This window comes from Aquimarina macrocephali (assembly GCF_051627225.1).
GTDB classification, from domain to species: domain Bacteria; phylum Bacteroidota; class Bacteroidia; order Flavobacteriales; family Flavobacteriaceae; genus Aquimarina; species Aquimarina macrocephali.
Window position 1 is genome coordinate 642,309 of the sequence record NZ_CP151795.1, and the last position, 22,542, is coordinate 664,850.

Sequence of the window (22,542 nt, forward strand, 5' to 3'; positions counted from 1 at the left end):
TTTAGTTCTTAGTTACAATTTTGACATCTAAACTATTCCGGTTTTATATCTAAATACCGTTCTTTTATGATATTAAAATGTCTTAATTCATGTCCCGCTATATGATATGCTAATCCCCTGACGGTTCTTTTATTAATATTTCCGTCAGATACACCACTTCTCATAAAACAATCATCTGGTAAATATTTAAAAAGGGCTATGGTCGATTTTCTTACCATCTCATATTCATCAAATATACTTTCTAAACTTCGATCGTTAGCTTTAGAATAAATTGCATACTCATTTTCTTCGAATCCCGGTAAAGACGTTTTGTCATTTCTTGCATACCGCAATGCCCGGTAAGAAAAAATACGTTCATCATCAATAATATGTACCAGAATTTCTTTAATAGTCCACTTATTCTTAGCATACCTATGGTACAATTTTTCTTCCGGCAGATTGTATATAAAGTTTTTGATTGCTATGAAGTTATTCCACAAATGATTCAAAATCTTGCCGTCATCCTTCAACAAGTCTATGTATATGTGAGAATAAGCAGGAAACTCACCTGGTACAGGTTTATCAATTATTCTCATAGCACTTTGTTTATATTGTTATTCGCCCAGGTTTCTATTAAAAATCTGGCGATAGAATCTGGTCTTGAAAGCGTGAGTTCCTCTTTTGAAACACTCTCATATAGTTGTTCTGCCGAAAACCAACCCGCATCTTTAATTTCTTCGCCATCTACCTGAAATGCCGTATGCTCTACCTCAGCTACAAACCCCATCATTAAAGAAGATGAAAACGACCATGGTTGCGAATCAACATAGCGTAAATTGGTTACATCTACATTTACTTCTTCTTTCATTTCTCTTACCACAGCATCTTCAAGGGTTTCGCCAATCTCGACAAATCCTGCAAATGTCGAACACATATATCCATTATCAATTTTTCTTTTACTCAATAAACATAATGACTGCCCCTCTTTTGGTTTATATTCAATAAGTACAATGATAGCTGGTGAGATTTGTGGATAGAAAATAGTAGCGCATTTCGGGTTTTTACATTTTTTGCTATGCCCGTTTTCCCAACTTTTAGTATCTGATCCACAAGCACCACAAAACCTGGTTATCTGATGCCACTTATTAATCCCCAAAGCATAGGCCAAAAGTGCTGCCTCTTCGTTTTCTAATTGACCTCCCAAATCTCTAATATCATAAAACCAACCTCCTTTTAAAATTTCTGAAACACTTTTTACATTTGCTTCTGTTAGCTCGGCTGTCCATATTTTTTTGTCTTTCTGTACTCCCAAAAAAGAGCTGTTAAGTGAAATCTGATTGAAGAGTTCTAATGGAAATAACGCCAACTCTTTTCTTTTTCTCTCTTGAAAGAAGTAAAATTTATGCTGAAACGAAATAATTAAAACATCATTTGCAGAAATGGTTGAAGAAACTCTTCTGTTTTCAATATCTCTATCAAAAAAGGGATTGCTATAATATTGTTTTTTCATTTCGAGGTATAATTATTTGCCCAGGTTTTTGCCCATTTGCCCAGAGGAGATAATAATTCGAATAACTCTTTTCCCTGCTGAGTTAAGATGTATCCATCAATAGAACGTTCAATAAGGTGAGATTCAGTTAATTCTTTTAATCTCTTATTTAACGTAGTAGGAGAAATTGATTCGCAATATTCTTGTAACTTTCTAAACGTACTTGGACCTTTGTATAAATGCCATATTACTCCCATAGTCCAACTTCTTCCTAATAGATCAAAAAGAGCCATAATAGGTTGACCGGTTTTTGATCCTCTAACTGGTTTTCCTGGTTTTGGTGTTGCCATAATAAATCTTGCTACATATTTGATAGCAAAGCTACATAAAGTGTAGCAATCAAACAACAAAAATAATACTTAAATAAAATATCAACTCTACCTCCTCTATTATATATTCTTTTAAAAATGATATTTCTCGATTTCTTTTTCTGACATCATATTTGATTCATAGTATCCTCGGTAGATGGGATTAATTATATGTTATATACTATTTTATAATTGCACTTACATCGGCATAGAAATTCTTTGAATTTTCTATCATGTGCCAATGCCCAACACCTTTATAGAGTTTATTTGGAATATGTTGCTCGTTTATAAATTCCTGAGTTTCTTTTGGGGTATCCAAATCACCCCAAATATATACTTTATTACAAGTTAATTTCTTGAACTCAAACCCACATTGATTGTCCTTAATATATTCCTGACTTGTAATCCCCCAGTTACGCATCCCCTGCGGATCGGCAAACCTAAGGCTGCTATAATATCTTTTATATCGTTCTTCTTTTATTGCATTTTCAAAAACCTCCTTTTCAAAGGATTGCGTAAATTCTTCTGCTGTAGTATACTGCAAAGGTTTGCTTGAAAAATAACTATCTGCTTCTGTTAGATTTCCCTCTATATTGATATAATAATTAATCTTACTTGCTAATTGTTGGCAGATCCAGGTCCCTATTAACGCACCTATCGAATGTGCTACAATATTTACTTTTACATTGTTCTCTGTTTCTTTTTCTATTACTTTGAAAAGCAAATCTGCTTGCTCTCTAATCGATATATAATCAGAATTCACAGGACTAACTCCAAATCCAGGAAGATCTACAACATAAAGATTAAATTCTGACACAAGATCAGAGTTAAAAACCTCTTTATATGCCAAGCCAGAATCAGCAAATCCATGTAAAAACCAAATCGATTGTTTAGTCTTATCTACAATATTATATCGTATAAATACACCATCAACGACTTTTATTTTCATATATCTTATTTTTTAAAATGTAGAAATTATCATTTGTGTTCAGAAAATCTGTCTGTTTTTTTATGAGATAATAACATAATCATTGTTATGCAATAAATGCATTCTGTCTTTTATAATTCGTTCGTCATTTTACCAAGATTTATTTTTTCGGCTTTCGTAAAATGTATTTCCCTTACAAACTCCATTTTTCCCCACAGGTAAGTATTACCTTTTAGTCCTTTTGTAGTTTTCATTCTTCTGTTTAATCGTCCTGTTTCTTTATCAGTTGCTTTTCTCCTTTCTCCTAACTCCCCATAGAGTTTAACCGCTGGGTAATTAGGGAATTTTCCTTTAAACAATGATTTGATCCAAAAAAAACGATTACTATTTACTCCCAAGGCACATATCTTTTTATTTGCTTTGGCATGTTCTGGCAATTTTGAAGGGAATTTTTCAAAATAAAAACCTGTTTGATTATCATTCAGAAATAATGATCCTATTGGGGTAACGGTTGGGTTATTATCGGCATCAACAGATGCAATTGATACATAAAAATTAGATTTAAAACTTTTATTAAAATGCTGTCGTACTGCGTTCCAATTTGTTTGTATATCCATTCTGATCTTGTTTATTTTTAAATATAAAGAAGGCTTCATTTTTTCATCTCCCTGTTTTCAGTGAAATAATGGTATCAGCAATTCACCTTATAAAGATTCTGATATGTTTTTTGTTCTTCAGAAAAACAAATTATTACCCTGCTTCTCTTTTGACGGATTTAACTTTACTTCCAAATTCAAGATTTGAATTTGTAAAAATCAGGTATTCTGGTTTCAATATATTGGTTTACATACTATTTATTCTTTGCTGTATATAGTTTGCTCTTGTATTGTACTAATATCTATTCTATATCCAGTAGCATTTTGCCCATCTGGGCTCCCTATTATTATACCGTAAAACACATTACCATCAATCAATATGTTCTTTTTATTGTACATAGATAGATCTAATCTTTGATCTTTACTCATTACTGGTATTGCTATTTCATCTCCTAGTAGTATTTCCCAATCCCAAAACATATGACCTGCTCCTTTTCCTGTTTTATTAGGCGTATATGCTCTAAATATTCCTTTAATAATCGTTCGCTTATTTTTATTTTCTTCAAGGCATTTAAAATTATCACAAGTAGTATAATTCTGATCTTTCACAACCTTACCATCTTTTCCTTCTTGTCCATATGAAATCGTGATTACCATAATCAAAAGAAGAAAGGTATGAAGTTTTTTATCTATTTTTTTAAACATTAGAGTATATCTTTAGAGAGCACACAAAATAATAACACTTGTGTACCATTACCAAACATCGAGAATAAAAACAATGTTGCCTAACATTTAGCTGTTTATTTATATTTTACTCAGAGCTAACCTTTCTATGGTTCTACTTTTAATTAAAAGCCATATTGTCAATAGAAATTCACCTAAAAAAGTATAGTCAGAAAGAGTAGGTATTTGCAGGTTTGGATAGAGAAACAAGAATATTGAATCTAGGGTATAACCAATACCTGCAATCACTAACATCACTCCGATAAATTCAGAGATTCGAGTATCTAATTTAAAGATCAAAATACCAAGTGGAAAAAGCCAAAGTCCCCAAAAAATTACAGCAATATGTGCACCATGGTTGTGAATGGTTGAAAAGAAATCCGTTAGATTTTGGCTTTCTGTTGCAGAGAGATCACTCATACCATTAATTACTATCATGGCAAAATGATTAACCTCGTTAACTAAAGAAATGGCTGCTCCAAATAACATTAAGATTAGCATAGATAATCCCATTGTTTTATTAATGGATGATAATAGTCTATAGAGGTAAATTACAAGCAGGATACTAATTACATTCATAACAAGAATGCTAAATATCCCTACTCGAAACATAAATGAGTTGTTTTTAATGTTTTCTACGGTTTTTGCAATATCCCCTTTTATTTCTATTTGAGGCAGAGCATAAACAAAACCATACATACCTATTATAATAAGTACTAAATAAAAAAAACCTGCCATTAATGCATTTTTCGTCGGTTTGATGTTTTCGCTATTATCCATTTTATTTATTTTTCATAAGTGAACACTTCTTCAAGAGATTTATTAAAAACTTCGGCGATCTTGAAAGCTAACTCTAGTGTAGGAGAATATTTTCCTTTTTCGATTGCCATTATTGTATGCCTTGTAACTCCTACTTTTTCTGCCAACTCTTGTTGTGTCATTTCTTTGGCAAGAAAACGCAATGTCCTAATAGTATTAGTAATTTTGATGTCTTTCATTTCAAATACTTTTTTTTGCGTAATAAAATTCAGATATGTTCTGGACTACAAAAGCAGCAAATATCGAAAGGAATAGAAGTTTGAACATAGTCGTAATTGATATTCCCAGAACGAGAAGTCCCATTGTTGTCACAAAACCAATCATAAATGTGTTGTTGAAATTTCGAGTGGCTCTAAGTTTGATCAGTTGACCAAACTCATCGGTAAGAAATTTATCCTCTTCTTTTTTTGTCATGACAGAATTCATTATGCTGTATAGCACATACAAAACAATTCGTGAAATAATCATTATAGGAATAAACAGTAGTATTGAAGCTCCCCAAAAAGGCAATTCTCCCATAGATATGACCTTGCTATTATAAACATTTAATAGAATGATATAATAACTTAGAAATGTGATGATATCAATGATCAAAAATACAATTGGTCGTTTTTCTTGTGTTGTCATATCTTTTTATATTAAGTTAACAAAGTACGACACAAAGGTAATAATTTTTTACTTAATGTAAAATATTTTTAACATTACTTAATATTTCAACCCACTTTACTAAGATTGAAATTTAAAAACATTTTAATTGATTATTATGAATCCCAAGGAATTACAGGCACTATAAGAGTATAAAAATTCTCATTACTAATTTACTCCACATACAATGTATCTGCTTTCATTTCTTTGGTTATCCATTCTTGTAGTTTGTTTACCCTAATGGTATTAAGGCTATCGGATACCTGAAATTTCCATCTTGGGAAGATAACTTGCACAGTATCTACTTTTAAGAAGTTTGACTTTTGCACCTCGCCATATCCTAGTTCTGCCAAATCAGGGAATCGTATTTTTGCATCTTTTGCTATACTGGCATATGGCATCACAGCTACTGGAATCACTTTATTCGCTTCTCTAAGCTGGGTTTCTAGACCTGCCATCTTGATCTTAAGATCTTCAATCTCATCCAGAAGCTTATCGTTTTCTTTTTCTACACGATTTAACTGCACAATAGATCTGTCATATGCTTTGGATATCTGATCAATGCCTCTTGACTTATTACCATTTATTGCTAATGCAAAATCACTAATACTCGTATATTTTTTAATTTCATTTTGCAAATCACTCACTGTTGCCTCATTAATTTCTCCATCAAAATATAATTTTATAGACTCGTTATTATAGTCGTAAAAATCCTTTCTGAGGTACAAATTTTCATTAGCATCAATTTCATTAGCTTTAAACGCTTTATAATCCCGATCTGCATTACTCTCATTAAGAGTGACATAGAATGTATAACTCGCAGGTATCATTACCAATATTGCCAATAAAGAGGCTAACTGTGCAATACGTTTTCTTTTAGCAGAGTTAGCGTACCGTAACATCGGGAAACGCAATAATTTGGAAACAATAAAAGTAGATAATGCAATAAATGTGGCATTAATAGAAAACAAATACAGTGCTCCCAAAGCATACTCCAATTTCCATTCTGCAATACCGTATCCTACAGTACACAGAGGCGGCATTAACGCGGTGGCAATAGCTACTCCTGCTATAGCATTAGGCATTGTTCCTTTTTTCGACTTGGCGACAATCAATGCCAAACCTCCAAAAACTGCAACTAATACATCGAGTATAGTAGGTGCCGTCCTGGATTCTAACTCGGGAGTCAATTCTGTTAACGGAGAAGCCCAGAAATATAAAGTGGCAGCAAGAACACTTAGACCTACCATTACACCCAGATTAACCAGAGATCGTCTTAAAGTATCAATGTCATTAATAGCAATGGATAACCCAACTCCAACAATCGGCCCCATTAATGGAGAAATTAACATCGCTCCTATCACTACCGCTGTAGAACTTACATTAAGACCAATAGATGCGACAAATACCGAAAAAATAAGAATCCAAGCATTATGCCCTTTAAAAGGGATATCATTTTTAACATCCTCTATCGTTTGATCTTTATCTGTTTCTGATCTTATATCTAATAGCTCTCTAACAAATGTATTAGCGCTGGCAAAAAGACCTTTGGCATCTCTCTTTACCGTTTCTGCCATCTCGTCCTGATCAGGAACGGGTTGATTTGTATTTTCTGTCATTGTACTTTATCCGTATTGTTCTCCGTATGTTTCTTTTACTTTTTTAAGCACTTTTTTAATATCCTGTTCTTTCTTTTTGGGATAGATTAAAAGCACTTCTTCTTTATCTATAATGATATAATCCTTTAATCCATCGACTACTACTATTTTATCATCAGACGTTCTAATCATATTGCCAGATGCATCTTCTGGTAATACTCTGGCATTAACTACAGCATTATTAGCTTCTGTTTTATCTAATTTATCATATAACGATCCCCAGGTCCCTAAGTCATTCCAATCAAAAGTTGCCGGAAGCACGTGTACATTATCTGCTTTCTCCAAAATAGCATAATCGATAGATATATTCTCTGCCAGCGGATAATTTTCTTGTATAAAATCGTTCTCCTGCATCGTATTATAGACGACGGACCCTTTTTCGAATAAAGCAGTCATCTGTTGCTGAAATTTTGCAAAAGCAGTTATAATACTTTGTACGCTCCAGATAAAAATCCCGGCATTCCATAGATAGTTTCCTTCACTTAAAAACTTTTTGGCAGTATCATAATCTGGTTTCTCTGTAAACTGAACTACTTTTTTCTTAGCGTCTTCGCTTTCTTTATTATATTGAATATAACCATATCCCGTATTAGGAAACGTGGGTTGAATCCCCAAAGTCATCAAAATATCATTTTCTAAACATGCTTTAAAGCTATATTCTAAATTTGCTATAAACGCATTTTCATCCTCGATCCAATGATCACTAGGAGCGACTACCATTACTGCATCTGGGTTATCTTTCTGGATCTTTAATGCTGCATACAAGATACATGGTGCGGTATTACGCATTGCAGGCTCGGTTACTACCTGTCGTTGTTCTGCTTCTGACAACTGTTCTAAAACCAGGTCATTATATCGTTCGTTAGTAAGAATAAATATATTTTCTTTGGGAACGATCTTAGCCAAACGTGAAAATGTACGCTGGATCAACGTCTCTCCTGTTCCTAACATATCGTGGAACTGTTTTGGGAATTCTGATGTGCTCACAGGCCAAAACCTTGATCCTACACCACCTGCCATCAATATTGCATAAAAATTTTTGTTCATAATCAATTTAATAGTTCAACTTCTGCGTTTGGGTTAAAAAGGTAAATTCTGCCAGTATTAAGTTCTACGCATTCATAGCGTTTTACTTTCTTATTACCTTTCTTAAAGACTTTTCCATTGTATAAACGGAAGACACTTCCGAGGGGTAACTCAAAGATATAATTTTTATCATTAGCAGGGTCATATTGTTTTAATGCCAATGACAATTTTTCATCGGTATCGCTACTAGCTCTAGGATTTTTAAAATGGTGCGCTATAACAGGTAATAATCTGGCTGGAAATACTTCGGGATTAATATAGGGTAACATTAATTGCTGAAAGGTTCTTTTCCATTCTATCCCATGCGGTTTTATATAACGTCCATACTTCTCAAAAGCAACAAGATGTGCTACTTCATGAATCAATGTAATAAGGAAACGGTATTTATTAAGAGATGCATTTACGGTAATCTGGTGTCTCCCATCCGGCATTTTGCGATAATCTCCATGTCGAGTAACTCTCTCATTGACGATTTTAAGATGTACATTACATTTTATAACGAGGTCAAATACCTTATCTACAGATCGTTCTGGAATATATTTCCTTAATATTTCTTTCAAATGCACAAAATTATTAATCTTCCTTTTACTTGCGCAAAATACAAAATTAAGCGCACCGGAATAGCACGCTTAATTTAATATTTTTTTTACTTTTTCACCCATTTAAAATACACAAAGATCACACCTCCTAATACTAGTAATGGCCAGATATAAAACAATAGTAATGTTAGGTTTTCTATAATCGACCAACCAAAAGACAACCCTTGTTTTGCTTTGTCTAAAAAGTGAGGTTGGTATGCCATAGGTTCTTCTTTTGGAACTATAGTTTGGTATACATCGACCTGAACTGTGCTATAAGACACCTTATTACTTAAATATTTTAATCTTCCCTGAGCAGATTCGATTTCTTCCTGGAGTAAACTAAGTTTTTCTTCGGCCATTAAAATATCCTCTACCGTTTTAGCCCTTGTTCTTAAAATGGTTTCATAACGTTCTTTTACATCCAATTTTGTTTTTAATCGTGATGTAATATCAATATACTCTTCAGTCACATCTATTGTAGATATATTTTTATAATCCACGAATTCTGCCAATCCACACACACTATCCAAAACAGTATCAAACTGGTCTTGAGGAATTCTGATCGTAAAACGATTTTCTTTAGTATAATTTGTATTTGTAAATCGCTCGTCAGAAATATACCCTTGATATTTTAAAGCAATTTTTTTAGCCAATATCGTTGCTTCTTCAACATCTTTCACTTTAATTCGACAATTAGCATTCTTAATAATCTTTAGCTTGGTATCAACATTACTTTTTTTAGTTTTCACTCTATCACTGTCCAGCAATGTTACTTCTTCTGTTTTTTCTTCAGATTCAATACTTGCTAACACAGGAGTTTCTCCAGTATCTTCAAGCATAATATTCTCTGAATCTAAAGCGTATTTGCTTTCACTATTAGAACAAGAATATCCCAATAATGTAATTCCTACTAAAATTATTATTCTGCTTATTTTAAATTTGTTCGTTTTCATTTTTATATTTTTTATCTTGTTAAACTGAAAACAAACTTAAAAGTTAACCTCATCTATCTATTGTAGAATACTTGTAAAGGAATTGTAAAACATTTTACAAAACACAAATAATTCATTATCAAAACATTACAATCATAACTTCTGAAGAAAAAATACTATTCGATCTCATTAAAAAAGCAGTTGCACAACGGTTTTTAAAGGAAAACACTGCTTCGAGTTATGATATTTCTGATTGGAAAGGACAGGATATCATATTGTTTCAGGAAGATTTACAAAAACGGGTCAAAGCTTCGATTAGCGAAAAATCTTTCTATAGTTATTTTAAAAATTCTTCAGAAAAATTACCTCGTGTTGATATCCTTAACCTACTCTCACAATACTGTGAATATAGAAACTGGAATGATTTTAAAAGTAATCACACCGTTTCTTCAAATTCTGCAAAGGCAATAGATACTCCTAAATGGTTTTGGATTGTACCATTAAGTCTTAGTTTATTGACGGTAATATACTTCTTAATTCCTACTGAAAACACTTTTAGTTTTTGCTTTATTGATCAGGATAGAAATCAACCTATTACTAAGATTCCTATTGATATTATTATATTAAACGACGAAGAATCTCCTTTTTACTCAAAAAGTGACAGTACAGGCTGCTTTACCTGGAAAACAAAAGATGATTATATTCGTTTTGTAGTCCAGTCTCCTTATCATAAAACCGATACCATATATCGAATGACTTCTTCTGATCGTCGTGAGGATTTACATATTAAAACAGATGACTATGCATTAATGCTTCATTATTATGCTAACGGAAAAGTTAACGATTGGCAAAACAGACGAAAAGAGCTGTCTAGAATAATTGCTAATGATGCAACTATTTTTCAGGTACTTCCACAGCGATTAGGTATTGAAATATATGCCAAAGATGAATTTATAAATAAACTAACCACGCCAACACAAAGCTTAAAAAATATTGAAATTATAGAATCCCGAAGATTAAATGGACAGATTGTTAAACTAAAATTCAGGATAAAATCATGAAAAGATTGATATATATCACAGTGTTTTTGTTCTCATTAGGTTGTGCCAATAACGCATCTAAATCAATGGAGATGGATGCTGTAGAGAGCTTTGAGAAAGTAGAAGAGCAATCTGAGCTTTCTGAGCATGATGCCTATTCCCTGATAATCTCCCAGAAACTTCAGGAATATCTGGACAAAAAAACATTGGCCAAGACCAATCCTGATTTTACTGTCGATACAAATAAAAATGAATTACTCTCTATAGAGAAAGGATCCCAGCTCAAACATATTAATTTTATCACTCCATTTGAAACTGTTTCAGATTCTGTAAAAAAAGTAATAACACGAGTTGTTCTTGAACACCAGACTGATACTATTATAACATTGATTAAAACGTCTATCATTACTATTGATAACGAAGTTTTTAAAACACATAAAATAGAGTTCGAAACGACAAAGGGTCTCAAAAATTAATAAAGGAATAAGGATTCCTTTGACACCTTATAGAAATGATCCCAAATATACTTCTAAATGATTGTTGTTACATAATAAAACTGGTCTTACAGGTTTTTAAACCTGTAAGACGACCTTATTAAGTTATGGTGTACTACTAGACACCTGAAGAGCTTTTCCGTTATAAAATTTATTTCCGTTTAAGGAGAATTCTTTTATGTATTTTGCCATTTCTATTGCAGTCAAAGGTGCTTGATATCCCGGGAATGCTTCTTCCAGCATTTCGGTTTGCACTGCTCCAAGAGCAAGAACATTAAAAGCAATACCACTTTCTTTATATTCTTCTGCCAATAACTCGCTTAAGGTAATTACCGCACCTTTACTAGAACTATACGCTGCCAATCCAGGAAACTTCATACTTCCCTGTATACCTCCCATGCTACTTACTGTAACCACATGGCTTCCTGATTTCATATATGGTAAAGTCAAACGCGTAATTTCGGCTACTCCAAAAACATTTACCTTATATACTTCTTCAAAATCCTGAGTAGAAATTTCGCTAAAAGGTTTATTTAATAATTTACCAGCGTTATTGATCAAGACATCTACTTGTTTCCAAGAAGAAGAGATGTAGTTACTCATCTTTTTAAGATCCTGCGGATTACAGATATCAAAAGAAAATGTATGTATATTTTTATGTTGTAGGGCATCGATAGGCTTTTCATTTCTTGATAATGCCAAAACCTGATGACCTTCATCAGCAAATAGCTTTGCCATTTCATACCCTATCCCTCTACTTGCACCTGTTATGATGATATTTTTCATTCTTCTGTAAAATCAAGCCCTATAAAAAATCATAAGATTTTTTACTTTTCAGACAATCTCTTTTTATTAATTTAACTTAATTTCTTTATCTGATGTATTTGCCATCTTTGTAATTACAGGAACACAACTGTTAATGAGTTCTGCCATAAATTCAAAATTCATTTCGGATGCTTCATCATCTACATGATGGTAATAGTCATAGTTTGTAAAATCAAAAGTAGAAATAGTCTGGCAAGGCACCTTAAATTGTTCATAAAACGGATAATTATCGCTTCTTCTAAACAGTTGAAATTCTTTGGCTTTTGGTAAATATCCTATCAATTCCGAACCTGCATATTCATTCATTTTTTGAGCCATATTGGATATTTCATACCCTGTAATATAGGCTTTATAGGGTTTATCATTTAATGGCACTCCTATCATTTCAAAATTAACCATGGCATACACATTAATATTCTTTTCTTTTAATACTTCTGCGAGATGCGCCGATCCTAGTAATCCTCTTTCTTCTGCACCAAACAGCACAAAAAGAATACTACGCTTGTTATTTTTTAATTGAGCAAATTGTTTAGACAAAGAAATTACCGCACTGCTTCCTGCTGCATTATCATTAGCGCCATTAGCAATTACATCTCCATTAACTTCTTTTCCTTTACCTATATGATCAAAATGCGCTCCTAATATGATAAATTCTTTTGATAGCTCATCATCTGTACCTTTAAGAAATCCAACAACATTATATGTTGCTGTTCCTTTTGCATCAAAAGCGTCTCTATAGGTTTCAAAATAAGGTGCTATTTTATTTTTTTTAAACTCTTCTTCAATAAATTTTGCAGCTTTTTCTAGGCCTTCGCTTCCAGTATCTCTTCCTTCTAATTCATCGCTAGCTAAAAAATCCACAATATTCTTAACATCAGAAACTTTAGTCTTTTCTACAGAAGTATTTTCTGTTGTCTTAGCTTGAGGTTGAGCAATTGTTCCTTGCTTGCAATTGATAAATAAAACCGAAATCAGGATGATCAATATGTTCTTTGTCATAAAAATATGTTTTGGATAAAGATAAAAAATCCCGCTTCATTAGAAGCAGGATTGAATATGAATATTATAATGATGGTCATCTACGCAAGCATAGTAACCGGATTTTCTAGATACTGTTTTAATGTTTGTAAAAACTGAGCTCCTGTTGCTCCATCTACAGTTCTGTGGTCACAAGCTAAGGTCACTTTCATTGTATTACCAACTACAATCTGACCGTCTTTAACAACTGGTTTTTCTACAATAGCACCAACCGAAAGTATAGATGAATTAGGTTGGTTAATAATAGAGGTAAATTCCTGAATTCCAAACATACCTAGATTAGATACCGTAAATGTACTACCGCTCATTTCTTGCGGAGTTAATTTTTTATTACGGGCTCTACCTGCTAAATCCTTAACCTTCGTTCCTATTTGAGTAAGAGACATATGATCTGTAAAAGGCAAAACAGGAACTACCAATCCATCTGGTACCGCTACAGCGACCCCTACACTAATATGTTTAGCATATCTAGTTGCTACGTCTGTCCACTGTGTATTAACCTGTGGGTGTTTACGAAGTGCCATTGCACATGCCTTAACCACCATATCATTAAAAGACACTTTGATATCTGGTAATTCATTAATCTTCTTACGTGAGGCCATTGCATTTTCCATGTTTACCTCGATAGTAAGATAGTAATGCGGTGCGTTAAATTTAGAAGCCGAAAGACTTTTAGCAATAGCTTTACGCATTTGTGAATTTTTCACTTCTTCGAAACTTTCTTCTCCTGCTGGAGTAAACGTTTGTGCTACGGGAGCAGAAGTTGTTTCTTTAACTGGTTGCGAAGTACTAGTACCAGCTGCTGAAGAAGGTGTAAATGATTCTACATCTTTCTTAACAACACGTCCGTTTTCACCTGTTCCTTTTACCAAAGAAAGGTCAATTCCTTTATCAGCTGCAATCTTCTTTGCCAACGGAGAAGCAAATATTCGTCCTCCTGATGAACCACTTCCTCCAGAATTTGCAACTGTTGTTTCTATTTTCTCTTCTTTTGCGGGCGTAGTATCTTTTGCCGGAGTAGCTGTTGCTGGAACACCATCTTTAAGTCCAGATACATCTGTTCCTGCAGGGCCAATTATTGCCAGTAAAACATCTACCGGAGCAGTTTGTCCTTCTTCTATACCAATATGTAATAAGGTTCCGTTATAGAATGATTCAAACTCCATAGTAGCTTTATCCGTCTCTATTTCGGCAAGGATATCTCCTTCTTCAACAGTATCTCCTACTTTTTTCAACCAGGTAGCTACGGTTCCTTCTTCCATTGTATCACTAAGACGAGGCATAGTGATAATCTCTACACCATCTGGGATTGTAGTAGTTTGATTAGATACGGGAGCTGGTTTTTCTTCTTTTACCGGTTCTGCATTTGGTGTAGTATTTCCGTTTAATAAATCAGAAATATCTTCATTTTCTTCTCCGATAATAGCAAGCAATTGATCTACTGGAGCTGTCTCTCCTTCTTCAATCCCTACATGAAGTAATGTTCCTTCATAAAAAGATTCAAACTCCATTGTCGCTTTATCTGTTTCTATTTCAGCAAGGATATCTCCTTCGCTAATTTTATCTCCTTTTTTAACAAGCCACTTCGCAACCACTCCTTCTTCCATGGTGTCGCTCAATCGCGGCATATTAATTACTGTAGCCATAATTTATTGTGGTTTGTGTGATAAAAATGGGTAATTATCCTGTTCGTATACAACATCATACATCACATTCTTCTCAGGGAATGGTGATTCTTCAGCAAACTTTTGACATTCTGCAACTCTATCCTTTACTCGTTTGTTTATTGTTGCAATTTCTTCATCTGTAGCATGCTTTTTCTCTTTTATAATATCCAAAATCTGAGTTATTGGATCTATTTTTTGATATTCTGCTACTTCTTCCTTGGTACGATATTTTTGAGCATCACTCATAGAATGACCTCTATATCGGTATGTTTTCAGTTCCAAAAATGTTGGCCCACCACCTGTTCTTGCTCTGGTAATAGCCTCATCCATAGCCTCTGCTACTTTTATAGGATTCATCGCATCTACCGGACCAGAAGGCATTTCATATCCTTGTCCTAATTTCCAAATATCTGTATGATTTGCTGTTCTTTCTACAGACGTCCCCATAGCATACCCATTATTCTCTACACAAAATACTACAGGTAATTTCCATAACATTGCCAGGTTAAACGTTTCATGTAATGATCCCTGACGAGCAGCTCCATCACCAAAAAACGTAAGTGTTACTGCATCTCTTTTATGGTATTTATCTGCAAATGCTAAACCTGCTCCCAAAGGTATTTGTCCTCCAACAATCCCGTGTCCTCCATAAAATCGATGCTCTTTTGAGAAAATATGCATCGATCCTCCTAAACCTTGAGAAGTACCAGTAGCTTTACCATACAACTCTGCCATTACTCGTTTTGGATCAACCCCCATACCAATTGGCTGGACGTGATTACGATATGCCGTAATCATTTTATCTTTGGTAAGATCCATCGCATGTAAAGCTCCCGCCAAAATTGCTTCCTGACCATTGTATAAGTGTAAAAAACCTCTTACTTTTTGTTGAATATAAACTTGAGCTAACTTATCCTCGAATTTTCTCCAGAAAAGCATTTCTTCGTACCAATTTAGGTAAACATCTTTGGTTATCTTTTTCATTTAGTTGTACTGATGTGTATGTCTAAAAAAACTAGCTACAAAACTAGTCATTATTTATTTTTTTCTCTTATTTTTTAAGAGAACGAAAAACAAAAATAACATATTCGAAATTAAGGGGAAAGGAGTTTGCTGATAAAATCAACGAAAACGTTATAAATATGAATTATCAAAAATAAGCGGCAATATATTAGATAAAGAAGATGACTTAACTACTTTTCCTGTTTCTCCCATAAAATAAATAGCTATTGGCATATTTTGTTTTACCTCATATTCTGCTATTGCTTGTCTGCAGGCGCCGCAAGGAGGTGTTGGAGTTAGTAACTGATATTTTAAAGATTTGGCAGAAAGCGCCATGGTAACAACAGGAACTCCTGGAAAATTAGCCCCAGCATAGTATATGGCTGTACGTTCTGCACACAATCCTGATGGATAACAAGCATTTTCCTGGTTATTTCCTAAAACCACCTCTCCATTCTCTAATAAAAGTGCTGCACCTACCAAAAACTCAGAATATGGGGCATATGCCTTATCTCTTATTGCAATCGATTGCTGCATCAACCTCTGAACATCTTCTGGCAATTCATCAAATGAATCATATACCTGTAAGACAGATTTTATCTCTATTTCTTTCATGTGTATATTATATTATTTTCTAACACCTCTTCATATCGTATTGTTTAGACCCATACAATTTTCTTCAATACTTCATAATGCACATCGTATTCATTTAATTTCAACTACAAATAGAAGCATTACAATGTACTATAAACAAAAAAAGTATCAAACCCTTCGGCTCGATACTTTTTTATATTATTATACGATATTTTCTAGTCGTAATATTCGTCTCCAAAATTAAAGGAAAGACCAAAACGTAATGTTCCTTCAAGTGGACTTCTAACAGAAGAAGTAGAAAATAAATATGATATATCTAAGTTTACGATATTATATCTAAAACCGGCACCCAGTGATAAGAATTTACGTGCTCCTTTTTCTTCAGATTCATTGAAGTATCCAGCTCTAAAGGCAAATACATCACGATACATATATTCTGCTCCCAGTGACCAGGTAATTTCTTTTAATTCTTCACTAAATCCATCTGGTGCATCTCCCCAAGAAGAAAAGATAGCTCCAAATTCACTTTTATCATTATACTCGTCGTTTGCAGCCTGCTGTTCCTCTGCTGTAATATCACCGTCACCATTAGCATCCGGATCTAAAGGAGTAGGCACAAGCAATTTACTAAACTCTATCGAGGGTGTAATTCGATTATCTTCATTAAGGATAAAATCAAATGCAGCTCCTAATCTAAAATTAGTAGGTATAAAGTTTTCTTGACCTGCATCATCATATTTTATTTTTGGTCCTATATTAGAAATTGTAGCTCCTGCTCTCCATCTACCATTAAAAGAATTAAAAGCAATTTCATCACTTCTATAAAAACCAGCGATATCTACACCAACACTTCCTGCTGCACTAGCATCTGCTCCCAGACCTTGTAATCTAAGATCTGAACGTAAGTAACGACCTGCTACCGCCATAGAGAACCTTTCACTAAGTTTTAATGCATATGAAACATCAAGCGTTAATTCATTTGGTTTTTGAACATTCGGCTCATCATTAGGCCCTTGTCTAAATTCTATATCCCCTAAGCTAAAATATCTAAAACTCGCTGCTACAGCACTTCCTTCAGTAAGACGATTATAATAATTTACATTCCCCAAGAATATGTCATTAACCAGATTACTTAAGTAAGGAGTATAGTTAACCCCAACTCCTTGCTTATTTTTTATAAATGCATATTTAGCCGGGTTCCATTGTTGTGAAAATGCATCTGGAGATGTAGCAACCCCCTGATCTGCTAAACCAGCAGCTCTTGCATCTGCAGCTATTAATAAAAAGGGAGTAGCAGTTGTTATTGCTCTGTTTTGTTCCTGAGCCTGAGTCTTAAAAGTAAAAACTGTAACACACAATAGGCTAAGGGTTAATAATCTTTTCATATCCTTTAAAAATTGAGTTTGACAAATATATAGTTATTTAGTTAGTAAGAATAGTGAGTTCTTAATTTTTTTAAGTTGATGATTTATAAACGTTGATTTTAAGGATATCTTATATTTCATTTTATTTTCCGTGATTAATTTTCATCAAAACATCCCAAATACAAGCTCTCGAACTCCCTGTAAGTTTTTAAATTTCAAATGGTTAGCAATTTTATCTCTTTATAAGTTTGCTCACCACAAGAAGTGAAAATAATGTTAAATAATTACATTATTTAACGTTTTGTTAAGAATTATGTTTTTTACAAAAAAAAATGAGCGCAATGTTTTTTTAATATTTTAAAATTCTTGTTTTTATTACATCACAAATAATAAACTCATGAATATTGCGTTAAACCAGAGTCGTTATAAATTCATAAAAAAATGTGAATTGATAATATTTTGAAAAAATTAGGGTAATTTTAACGTTTATTATTTATATTGCAAGCCCTAATTTCTACTTAAACGAACTTAAGATTATGAAAAACGCGTTTATTTTTAAGTCGCTAATGGCACTTTCCATTAGTGTTTTACTGTTTAGTTGTTCTAAGAACGATTATGGGAGCAGTTCTAGAGCCACAGGTTGGAAATACAATTCCAAAGATGGTGGATTTCAGGTACAGACAAATTACAAAGAGCAAGAGACTGGTCCTGGTCTAGTATTTATTGAAGGAGGTACATTTACTATGGGACGTGTACAAGATGATGTAATGCACGACTGGAACAACACTCCAACTCAACAACACGTTCAGTCCTTTTACATGGATGAAACCGAAGTTACTAATGTGATGTATTTGGAATACCTTGATTGGTTAAAAGGGGTATATCCTCCAACAGAACCAAAATATAGAAACATCTATTATGGAGCTCTTCCGGATACTTTAGTATGGAGAAATCGACTTGGTTTTAATGAAATGATGACCAATAATTACTTACGCCACCCTGCGTATGCTAATTATCCTGTTGTAGGGGTAAATTGGATTCAGGCAATAGAATTCAGTAATTGGAGGACTAACCGCGTTAATGAAAGAATTCTTGAAGAAGAAGATGTAATTAAAAAGAATGCTCCTTTTGAAGATGTTTCTGCAGAAAGTACTTTTGATACAGACACATACTTAAACGCTCCTACTCAAACTTATGGAGGTAATGATGAAGCCATCAGAGGTGGTAGAGCATCAGAAAAATACGAAAAAACAAATGACTCTACAGGTCTATATATACAACGTAAAGACGGATTACTTTTACCCAAGTACAGACTTCCGACCGAAGCTGAATGGGAATATGCTGCTTTAGGTTTAGTAGAAATTAGAAGTTATAACATCTATAGAGGTAGAAAAAAATACCCATGGACTGGAAAATACACACGTTCTGGAAAAAGAAGAACTCGTGGAGATCAATTAGCTAACTTTAAACAAGGTGATGGTGACTATGGTGGAATCGCTGGATGGAGTGATGATGGCGCAGATATCACTGCTCCTGTGAAATCTTATAACCCTAACGATTATGGTTTATATGATATGGCAGGAAATGTTGCAGAATGGGTAGCTGATGTATACAGACCTATCGTGGATGATGAATATAATGATTTTAACTACTATAGAGGGAACGTATATACCAAAAACGCTATCAACCCTGATGGAACTGTAAAAATTGTTATGACAGATTCTATAGTATATGATACACTTAGTAATGGAAAAATTATAGCTCGAGTATTACCTGGTGGAATTTTACAAGTTCCTATTGATGAAAACGAAACATACATGAGAACTAATTTTACCGATAGTGACAACAGGAACTATAGAGATGGTGATAAGAGTTCTTCTAGATACTATGAAGGGTTTCAAGATCAAGCAACTCCTAACCGAAGAATGTATAACGCACCTATTCACTATGTAGGTCCTGATGCAGAAGATAGCACACAAATGGACAGAAGATATGATGAATCTAGCAAGAGAACTACTATCGTTGATGATGAAGTACGTGTATACAAAGGTGGTTCTTGGAAAGATAGAGCTTATTGGTTAGATCCGGCACAAAGAAGATTTATGCCTCAAGATATGGCCACAGATTATATTGGTTTCAGAAATGCAATGTCTCGTGTTGGTACTAAAGCCAGAAAGAAAAAAACACCAAGACACCAGAAGCCAAAAGGATAATAGTTTAGAATTTAATTAAAGTTCGTTATAAATACAAAAGCCCTGTACATATTTGTCAGGGCTTTTTAATATCATTTAGTTAATGACCATCACCCAAATACATCAATTATTCTTAGCTAGCAGTGGCGTATGTACAGATACTCGAAAAATTGAGCATAATGTCATCTTTTTTGCTTTAAAAGGAGAGAATTTTAATGGAAACACATATGCGCAAAAAGCCCTGGAGCATGGAGCAGCGTACGCAATAATTGATGAAGTAGCATTTAAAACTACAGAAAATCATATTCTTGTAGATGATGTTCTAAAAACACTACAAGGCTTAGCTTCGTTTCATCGCCAATACCTAAATATTCCTATCATTGCTTTAACAGGAAGTAATGGAAAAACTACTACAAAAGAACTAATCAACAGTGTTCTCTCGTCTTCTTTTAAGACAACAGCCACTAGAGGCAATCTAAATAATCATATAGGCGTTCCTCTTACGCTTTTATCAATGACAAAGGAAACTCAAATAGGAATTGTAGAAATGGGAGCCAATCACTTGGGAGAAATAGCATTTTTATGCTCTATTGCTACTCCAGATTATGGTTATATCACAAATATTGGCAAAGCTCACCTAGAAGGTTTTGGAAGCATTGAAGGTGTTCTAAAAGGAAAAACAGAACTTTATGATTACTTAAAAAAACATGATAAACTAGTTTTTCTTAATCTTGAGGATAAAAAACTAGTAAATGCCTCTTCCAAAATAAAGACATATAGTTTTTCACAATCCAATACCAGTGATGCTATTATTAAATTGACAGATACCAATCCTAATGTAATTATCTCTTTTCTAGACGATACTATACACAGCAATCTAATAGGTCAGTACAACTTCACAAATATTGCTGCGGCCATAGCTATTGGATCCTATTTCAAAATTAGCATAGATAAAATCAAAGGCGCAATAGAATCCTACACCCCTACAAATAATCGTTCGCAAATCATTAAAAAAGGAAACCATACAATTATCTTGGACGCTTATAATGCAAATCCAACGAGCATGGAAGCCGCCATCAATAATTTGGTTCAATTGCAATACGATACAAAAATTGTCTTTTTAGGAGATATGTTTGAACTGGGTGATGATACATCTCTAGAGCATCAAAAAATAGCTGATCAGATAAGTGATACAGAAACAGACGAAATATATTTAATCGGGAGTCATTTTTTTGCCACTAAATGCACTAACCCGAATGTTCGAAAATTTAAATCTTATGAAGATCTTGAGACTAGTTGGAGTCTAAAAAATCAAAAAGATGTTATTCTGATCAAAGGATCACGAGGCATGAAGCTAGAACGAATTCTGGATCTTCTCTAACTAAGCCATAGCATCGTTTCTTACAAATGCTTTAAGATTATCCAAAGATGCGTTCATAGACTTTTTAATGGCTTTTTTTATCAAAAGAAACAACATAAGCTTATGTACTATTGATTTCGCCTTAGGATAGATCTCTACAGTAAGCAAGCATTCATTATCGGGTAATGGTTTTATAATAAAAAACTGATACAATGCATGTAAAGGAACATCCGTAGTACGTTCTCCATACACAATCTCATCAAGGCTTGCTTTTTTGGTCACTGTTGTAAAATTGAGTCGTTTTCCATCAATTACACAGACATGTTCGGTACCTAATCGAGTAACTTCTCCTGGGTTGTACTCGAATTTATCAACTCCCTTTGCCCAATAATGCCTATAACTATAATTAGTAATATATTCTAATAATTGTGCCGCAGGAATTTGAAACTCTCTCTTTAAAACTATGGATGGAGAACATTGAAAATCTACCACTTCTGGAATAGCAAAAGGAGTAAGTTTTAACTTATTTTTATTTATTTCAGAAAACAAGTAAATAATCTCCTTAGTATCATAAGTATCTTTACTCTCTCTAAAATGATATAATTTACTCTTATAATTAACAGGAAGTCCAATAGTTTTTGATACTTCACCACTTAATAAAGCATAGTTATCACTTACAATAGAATTTTTAAGTAACCTATGAGCCTCAATAACTACCTGACCAAAAGGCTTGCGCTTTTCTTGAACCGTAATAAATTGTAATTCCCCACAATGCACTACTATTTTTAATTGTAAATTAGGTGCTGTAGCACATGCATTACAAGGACAAACACGATTTTTCTCTAAAAGCTTAAGATGGCTATAAAACGCTGTAAACATTGTTTCAACCTGCGCCAGTAACTTTTCTTGTGATGGGATTTCATTTTCTTTATAAAAAAACAATGCATCCCCTTCTACTTCCGCTAATTTCAAATCTTGTGTATTGGCATTAATTAAAACCTCTAACAACTCAGAAATCACATGTTGACTATGTTCTACCTCGGTATTCTGAACAAAGTGCGTGAAACCCGAAATATCTGGTATAAAGAGTAATGATTTTGCCATCTGAAAATATACTATTTGTTTTGACTAAAATGATAAAAAGCATAATCCTTGTATACTT

General features: G+C 33.6%; 24 protein-coding genes. 4 read left to right on the top strand and 20 right to left on the bottom strand.

Going from position 1 to position 22,542, the window contains the following annotated elements; genetic code table 11:
- Nucleotides 1-32 precede the first annotated feature (32 nt).
- The 13 genes from AAFU52_RS02885 to AAFU52_RS02945 form a co-directional block, all read right to left on the bottom strand.
- Nucleotides 33-575, bottom strand: coding sequence for a DinB family protein (locus tag AAFU52_RS02885; protein ID WP_438425281.1), 543 nt, complete (start codon nucleotides 573-575; stop codon nucleotides 33-35).
- The gene (gene nudC, locus AAFU52_RS02890; RefSeq protein WP_438425283.1) at nucleotides 572-1,489 is read right to left on the bottom strand and encodes an NAD(+) diphosphatase; all 918 of its coding nucleotides are present in this window, start codon (nucleotides 1,487-1,489) and stop codon (nucleotides 572-574) included. The genes AAFU52_RS02885 and nudC overlap by 4 nt, the downstream gene beginning before the upstream one ends.
- On the bottom strand, nucleotides 1,486-1,818 hold the full coding sequence (locus AAFU52_RS02895) for a winged helix-turn-helix transcriptional regulator (protein ID WP_438425285.1): 333 nt from the start codon (nucleotides 1,816-1,818) through the stop codon (nucleotides 1,486-1,488). The genes nudC and AAFU52_RS02895 overlap by 4 nt, the downstream gene beginning before the upstream one ends.
- A gap of 199 nt (nucleotides 1,819-2,017) precedes the next feature.
- Nucleotides 2,018-2,785, bottom strand: coding sequence for an alpha/beta fold hydrolase (locus AAFU52_RS02900; RefSeq protein ID WP_438425286.1), 768 nt, complete (start codon nucleotides 2,783-2,785; stop codon nucleotides 2,018-2,020).
- Nucleotides 2,786-2,895: 110 nt separating this feature from the next.
- On the bottom strand, nucleotides 2,896-3,381 hold the full coding sequence (locus AAFU52_RS02905; RefSeq protein ID WP_438425288.1) for a hypothetical protein: 486 nt from the start codon (nucleotides 3,379-3,381) through the stop codon (nucleotides 2,896-2,898).
- Nucleotides 3,382-3,618: 237 nt separating this feature from the next.
- Entirely contained in the window at nucleotides 3,619-4,065 is a 447-nt protein-coding gene (locus tag AAFU52_RS02910; protein ID WP_438425290.1) for a hypothetical protein, read from the bottom strand.
- A gap of 99 nt (nucleotides 4,066-4,164) precedes the next feature.
- Nucleotides 4,165-4,863, bottom strand: coding sequence for a DUF4386 domain-containing protein (locus AAFU52_RS02915; protein ID WP_438425293.1), 699 nt, complete (start codon nucleotides 4,861-4,863; stop codon nucleotides 4,165-4,167).
- A gap of 5 nt (nucleotides 4,864-4,868) precedes the next feature.
- Entirely contained in the window at nucleotides 4,869-5,081 is a 213-nt protein-coding gene (locus AAFU52_RS02920) for a helix-turn-helix transcriptional regulator (RefSeq protein ID WP_438425295.1), read from the bottom strand.
- Between the two features lies 1 nt (nucleotide 5,082).
- Complete coding sequence (locus AAFU52_RS02925; RefSeq protein ID WP_438425296.1) at nucleotides 5,083-5,529, bottom strand: hypothetical protein; 447 nt, start codon at nucleotides 5,527-5,529, stop codon at nucleotides 5,083-5,085.
- Nucleotides 5,530-5,720: 191 nt separating this feature from the next.
- Nucleotides 5,721-7,166 carry a DUF389 domain-containing protein gene (locus tag AAFU52_RS02930; protein ID WP_438425298.1) on the bottom strand — a complete coding sequence of 482 codons (1,446 nt, stop codon included), beginning with the start codon at nucleotides 7,164-7,166 and terminating at the stop codon, nucleotides 5,721-5,723.
- A 6-nt stretch (nucleotides 7,167-7,172) separates the two neighbouring features.
- Nucleotides 7,173-8,252: a mannose-1-phosphate guanylyltransferase gene (locus AAFU52_RS02935; protein ID WP_438425300.1), complete on the bottom strand. Its 1,080-nt coding sequence runs from the start codon at nucleotides 8,250-8,252 to the stop codon at nucleotides 7,173-7,175.
- Between the two features lie 2 nt (nucleotides 8,253-8,254).
- Nucleotides 8,255-8,851, bottom strand: coding sequence for a SprT-like domain-containing protein (locus AAFU52_RS02940; RefSeq protein WP_438425303.1), 597 nt, complete (start codon nucleotides 8,849-8,851; stop codon nucleotides 8,255-8,257).
- Nucleotides 8,852-8,937: 86 nt separating this feature from the next.
- Nucleotides 8,938-9,825 (bottom strand): DUF4349 domain-containing protein, encoded by an 888-nt coding sequence (locus tag AAFU52_RS02945; RefSeq protein WP_438425305.1) that lies wholly within the window; start codon nucleotides 9,823-9,825, stop codon nucleotides 8,938-8,940.
- 254 nt (nucleotides 9,826-10,079) lie between these two features.
- Here AAFU52_RS02945 and AAFU52_RS02950 point away from each other — a divergent pair, with 254 nt between their 5' ends.
- Together AAFU52_RS02950 and AAFU52_RS02955 are read left to right on the top strand one after the other, a co-directional pair.
- Nucleotides 10,080-10,865: a hypothetical protein gene (locus tag AAFU52_RS02950; RefSeq protein ID WP_438425307.1), complete on the top strand. Its 786-nt coding sequence runs from the start codon at nucleotides 10,080-10,082 to the stop codon at nucleotides 10,863-10,865.
- The gene (locus AAFU52_RS02955; RefSeq protein ID WP_438425308.1) at nucleotides 10,862-11,320 is read left to right on the top strand and encodes a hypothetical protein; all 459 of its coding nucleotides are present in this window, start codon (nucleotides 10,862-10,864) and stop codon (nucleotides 11,318-11,320) included. Before AAFU52_RS02950 ends, AAFU52_RS02955 begins: the two co-directional genes overlap by 4 nt.
- Nucleotides 11,321-11,443: 123 nt before the next feature.
- On the opposite strand, the gene AAFU52_RS02960 is transcribed toward AAFU52_RS02955, so the two are convergent.
- From AAFU52_RS02960 to porV, 6 genes are all read right to left on the bottom strand, one after another.
- Complete coding sequence (locus AAFU52_RS02960) at nucleotides 11,444-12,124, bottom strand: SDR family NAD(P)-dependent oxidoreductase (protein ID WP_438425310.1); 681 nt, start codon at nucleotides 12,122-12,124, stop codon at nucleotides 11,444-11,446.
- A 66-nt stretch (nucleotides 12,125-12,190) separates the two neighbouring features.
- The gene (locus tag AAFU52_RS02965; protein WP_438425312.1) at nucleotides 12,191-13,162 is read right to left on the bottom strand and encodes a M28 family metallopeptidase; all 972 of its coding nucleotides are present in this window, start codon (nucleotides 13,160-13,162) and stop codon (nucleotides 12,191-12,193) included.
- Between the two features lie 80 nt (nucleotides 13,163-13,242).
- The gene (locus tag AAFU52_RS02970; protein WP_438425314.1) at nucleotides 13,243-14,847 is read right to left on the bottom strand and encodes a 2-oxo acid dehydrogenase subunit E2; all 1,605 of its coding nucleotides are present in this window, start codon (nucleotides 14,845-14,847) and stop codon (nucleotides 13,243-13,245) included.
- 3 nt (nucleotides 14,848-14,850) lie between these two features.
- Entirely contained in the window at nucleotides 14,851-15,852 is a 1,002-nt protein-coding gene (pdhA, locus tag AAFU52_RS02975; protein ID WP_438425317.1) for a pyruvate dehydrogenase (acetyl-transferring) E1 component subunit alpha, read from the bottom strand.
- A 150-nt stretch (nucleotides 15,853-16,002) separates the two neighbouring features.
- Nucleotides 16,003-16,485 carry a cytidine deaminase gene (locus tag AAFU52_RS02980; protein WP_438425320.1) on the bottom strand — a complete coding sequence of 161 codons (483 nt, stop codon included), beginning with the start codon at nucleotides 16,483-16,485 and terminating at the stop codon, nucleotides 16,003-16,005.
- Between the two features lie 194 nt (nucleotides 16,486-16,679).
- Nucleotides 16,680-17,849 carry a type IX secretion system outer membrane channel protein PorV gene (gene porV / locus AAFU52_RS02985; protein ID WP_438425322.1) on the bottom strand — a complete coding sequence of 390 codons (1,170 nt, stop codon included), beginning with the start codon at nucleotides 17,847-17,849 and terminating at the stop codon, nucleotides 16,680-16,682.
- A gap of 515 nt (nucleotides 17,850-18,364) precedes the next feature.
- Between porV and gldJ the strand changes: the two genes are divergently transcribed.
- Together gldJ and AAFU52_RS02995 are read left to right on the top strand one after the other, a co-directional pair.
- Nucleotides 18,365-20,041 (top strand): gliding motility lipoprotein GldJ, encoded by a 1,677-nt coding sequence (gene gldJ / locus AAFU52_RS02990; protein WP_438425324.1) that lies wholly within the window; start codon nucleotides 18,365-18,367, stop codon nucleotides 20,039-20,041.
- An 82-nt stretch (nucleotides 20,042-20,123) separates the two neighbouring features.
- The gene (locus AAFU52_RS02995; protein WP_438425325.1) at nucleotides 20,124-21,401 is read left to right on the top strand and encodes a UDP-N-acetylmuramoyl-tripeptide--D-alanyl-D-alanine ligase; all 1,278 of its coding nucleotides are present in this window, start codon (nucleotides 20,124-20,126) and stop codon (nucleotides 21,399-21,401) included.
- On the opposite strand, the gene AAFU52_RS03000 is transcribed toward AAFU52_RS02995, so the two are convergent.
- The gene (locus AAFU52_RS03000) at nucleotides 21,402-22,484 is read right to left on the bottom strand and encodes a DUF2652 domain-containing protein (RefSeq protein WP_438425327.1); all 1,083 of its coding nucleotides are present in this window, start codon (nucleotides 22,482-22,484) and stop codon (nucleotides 21,402-21,404) included.
- Nucleotides 22,485-22,542: the final 58 nt, after the last annotated feature.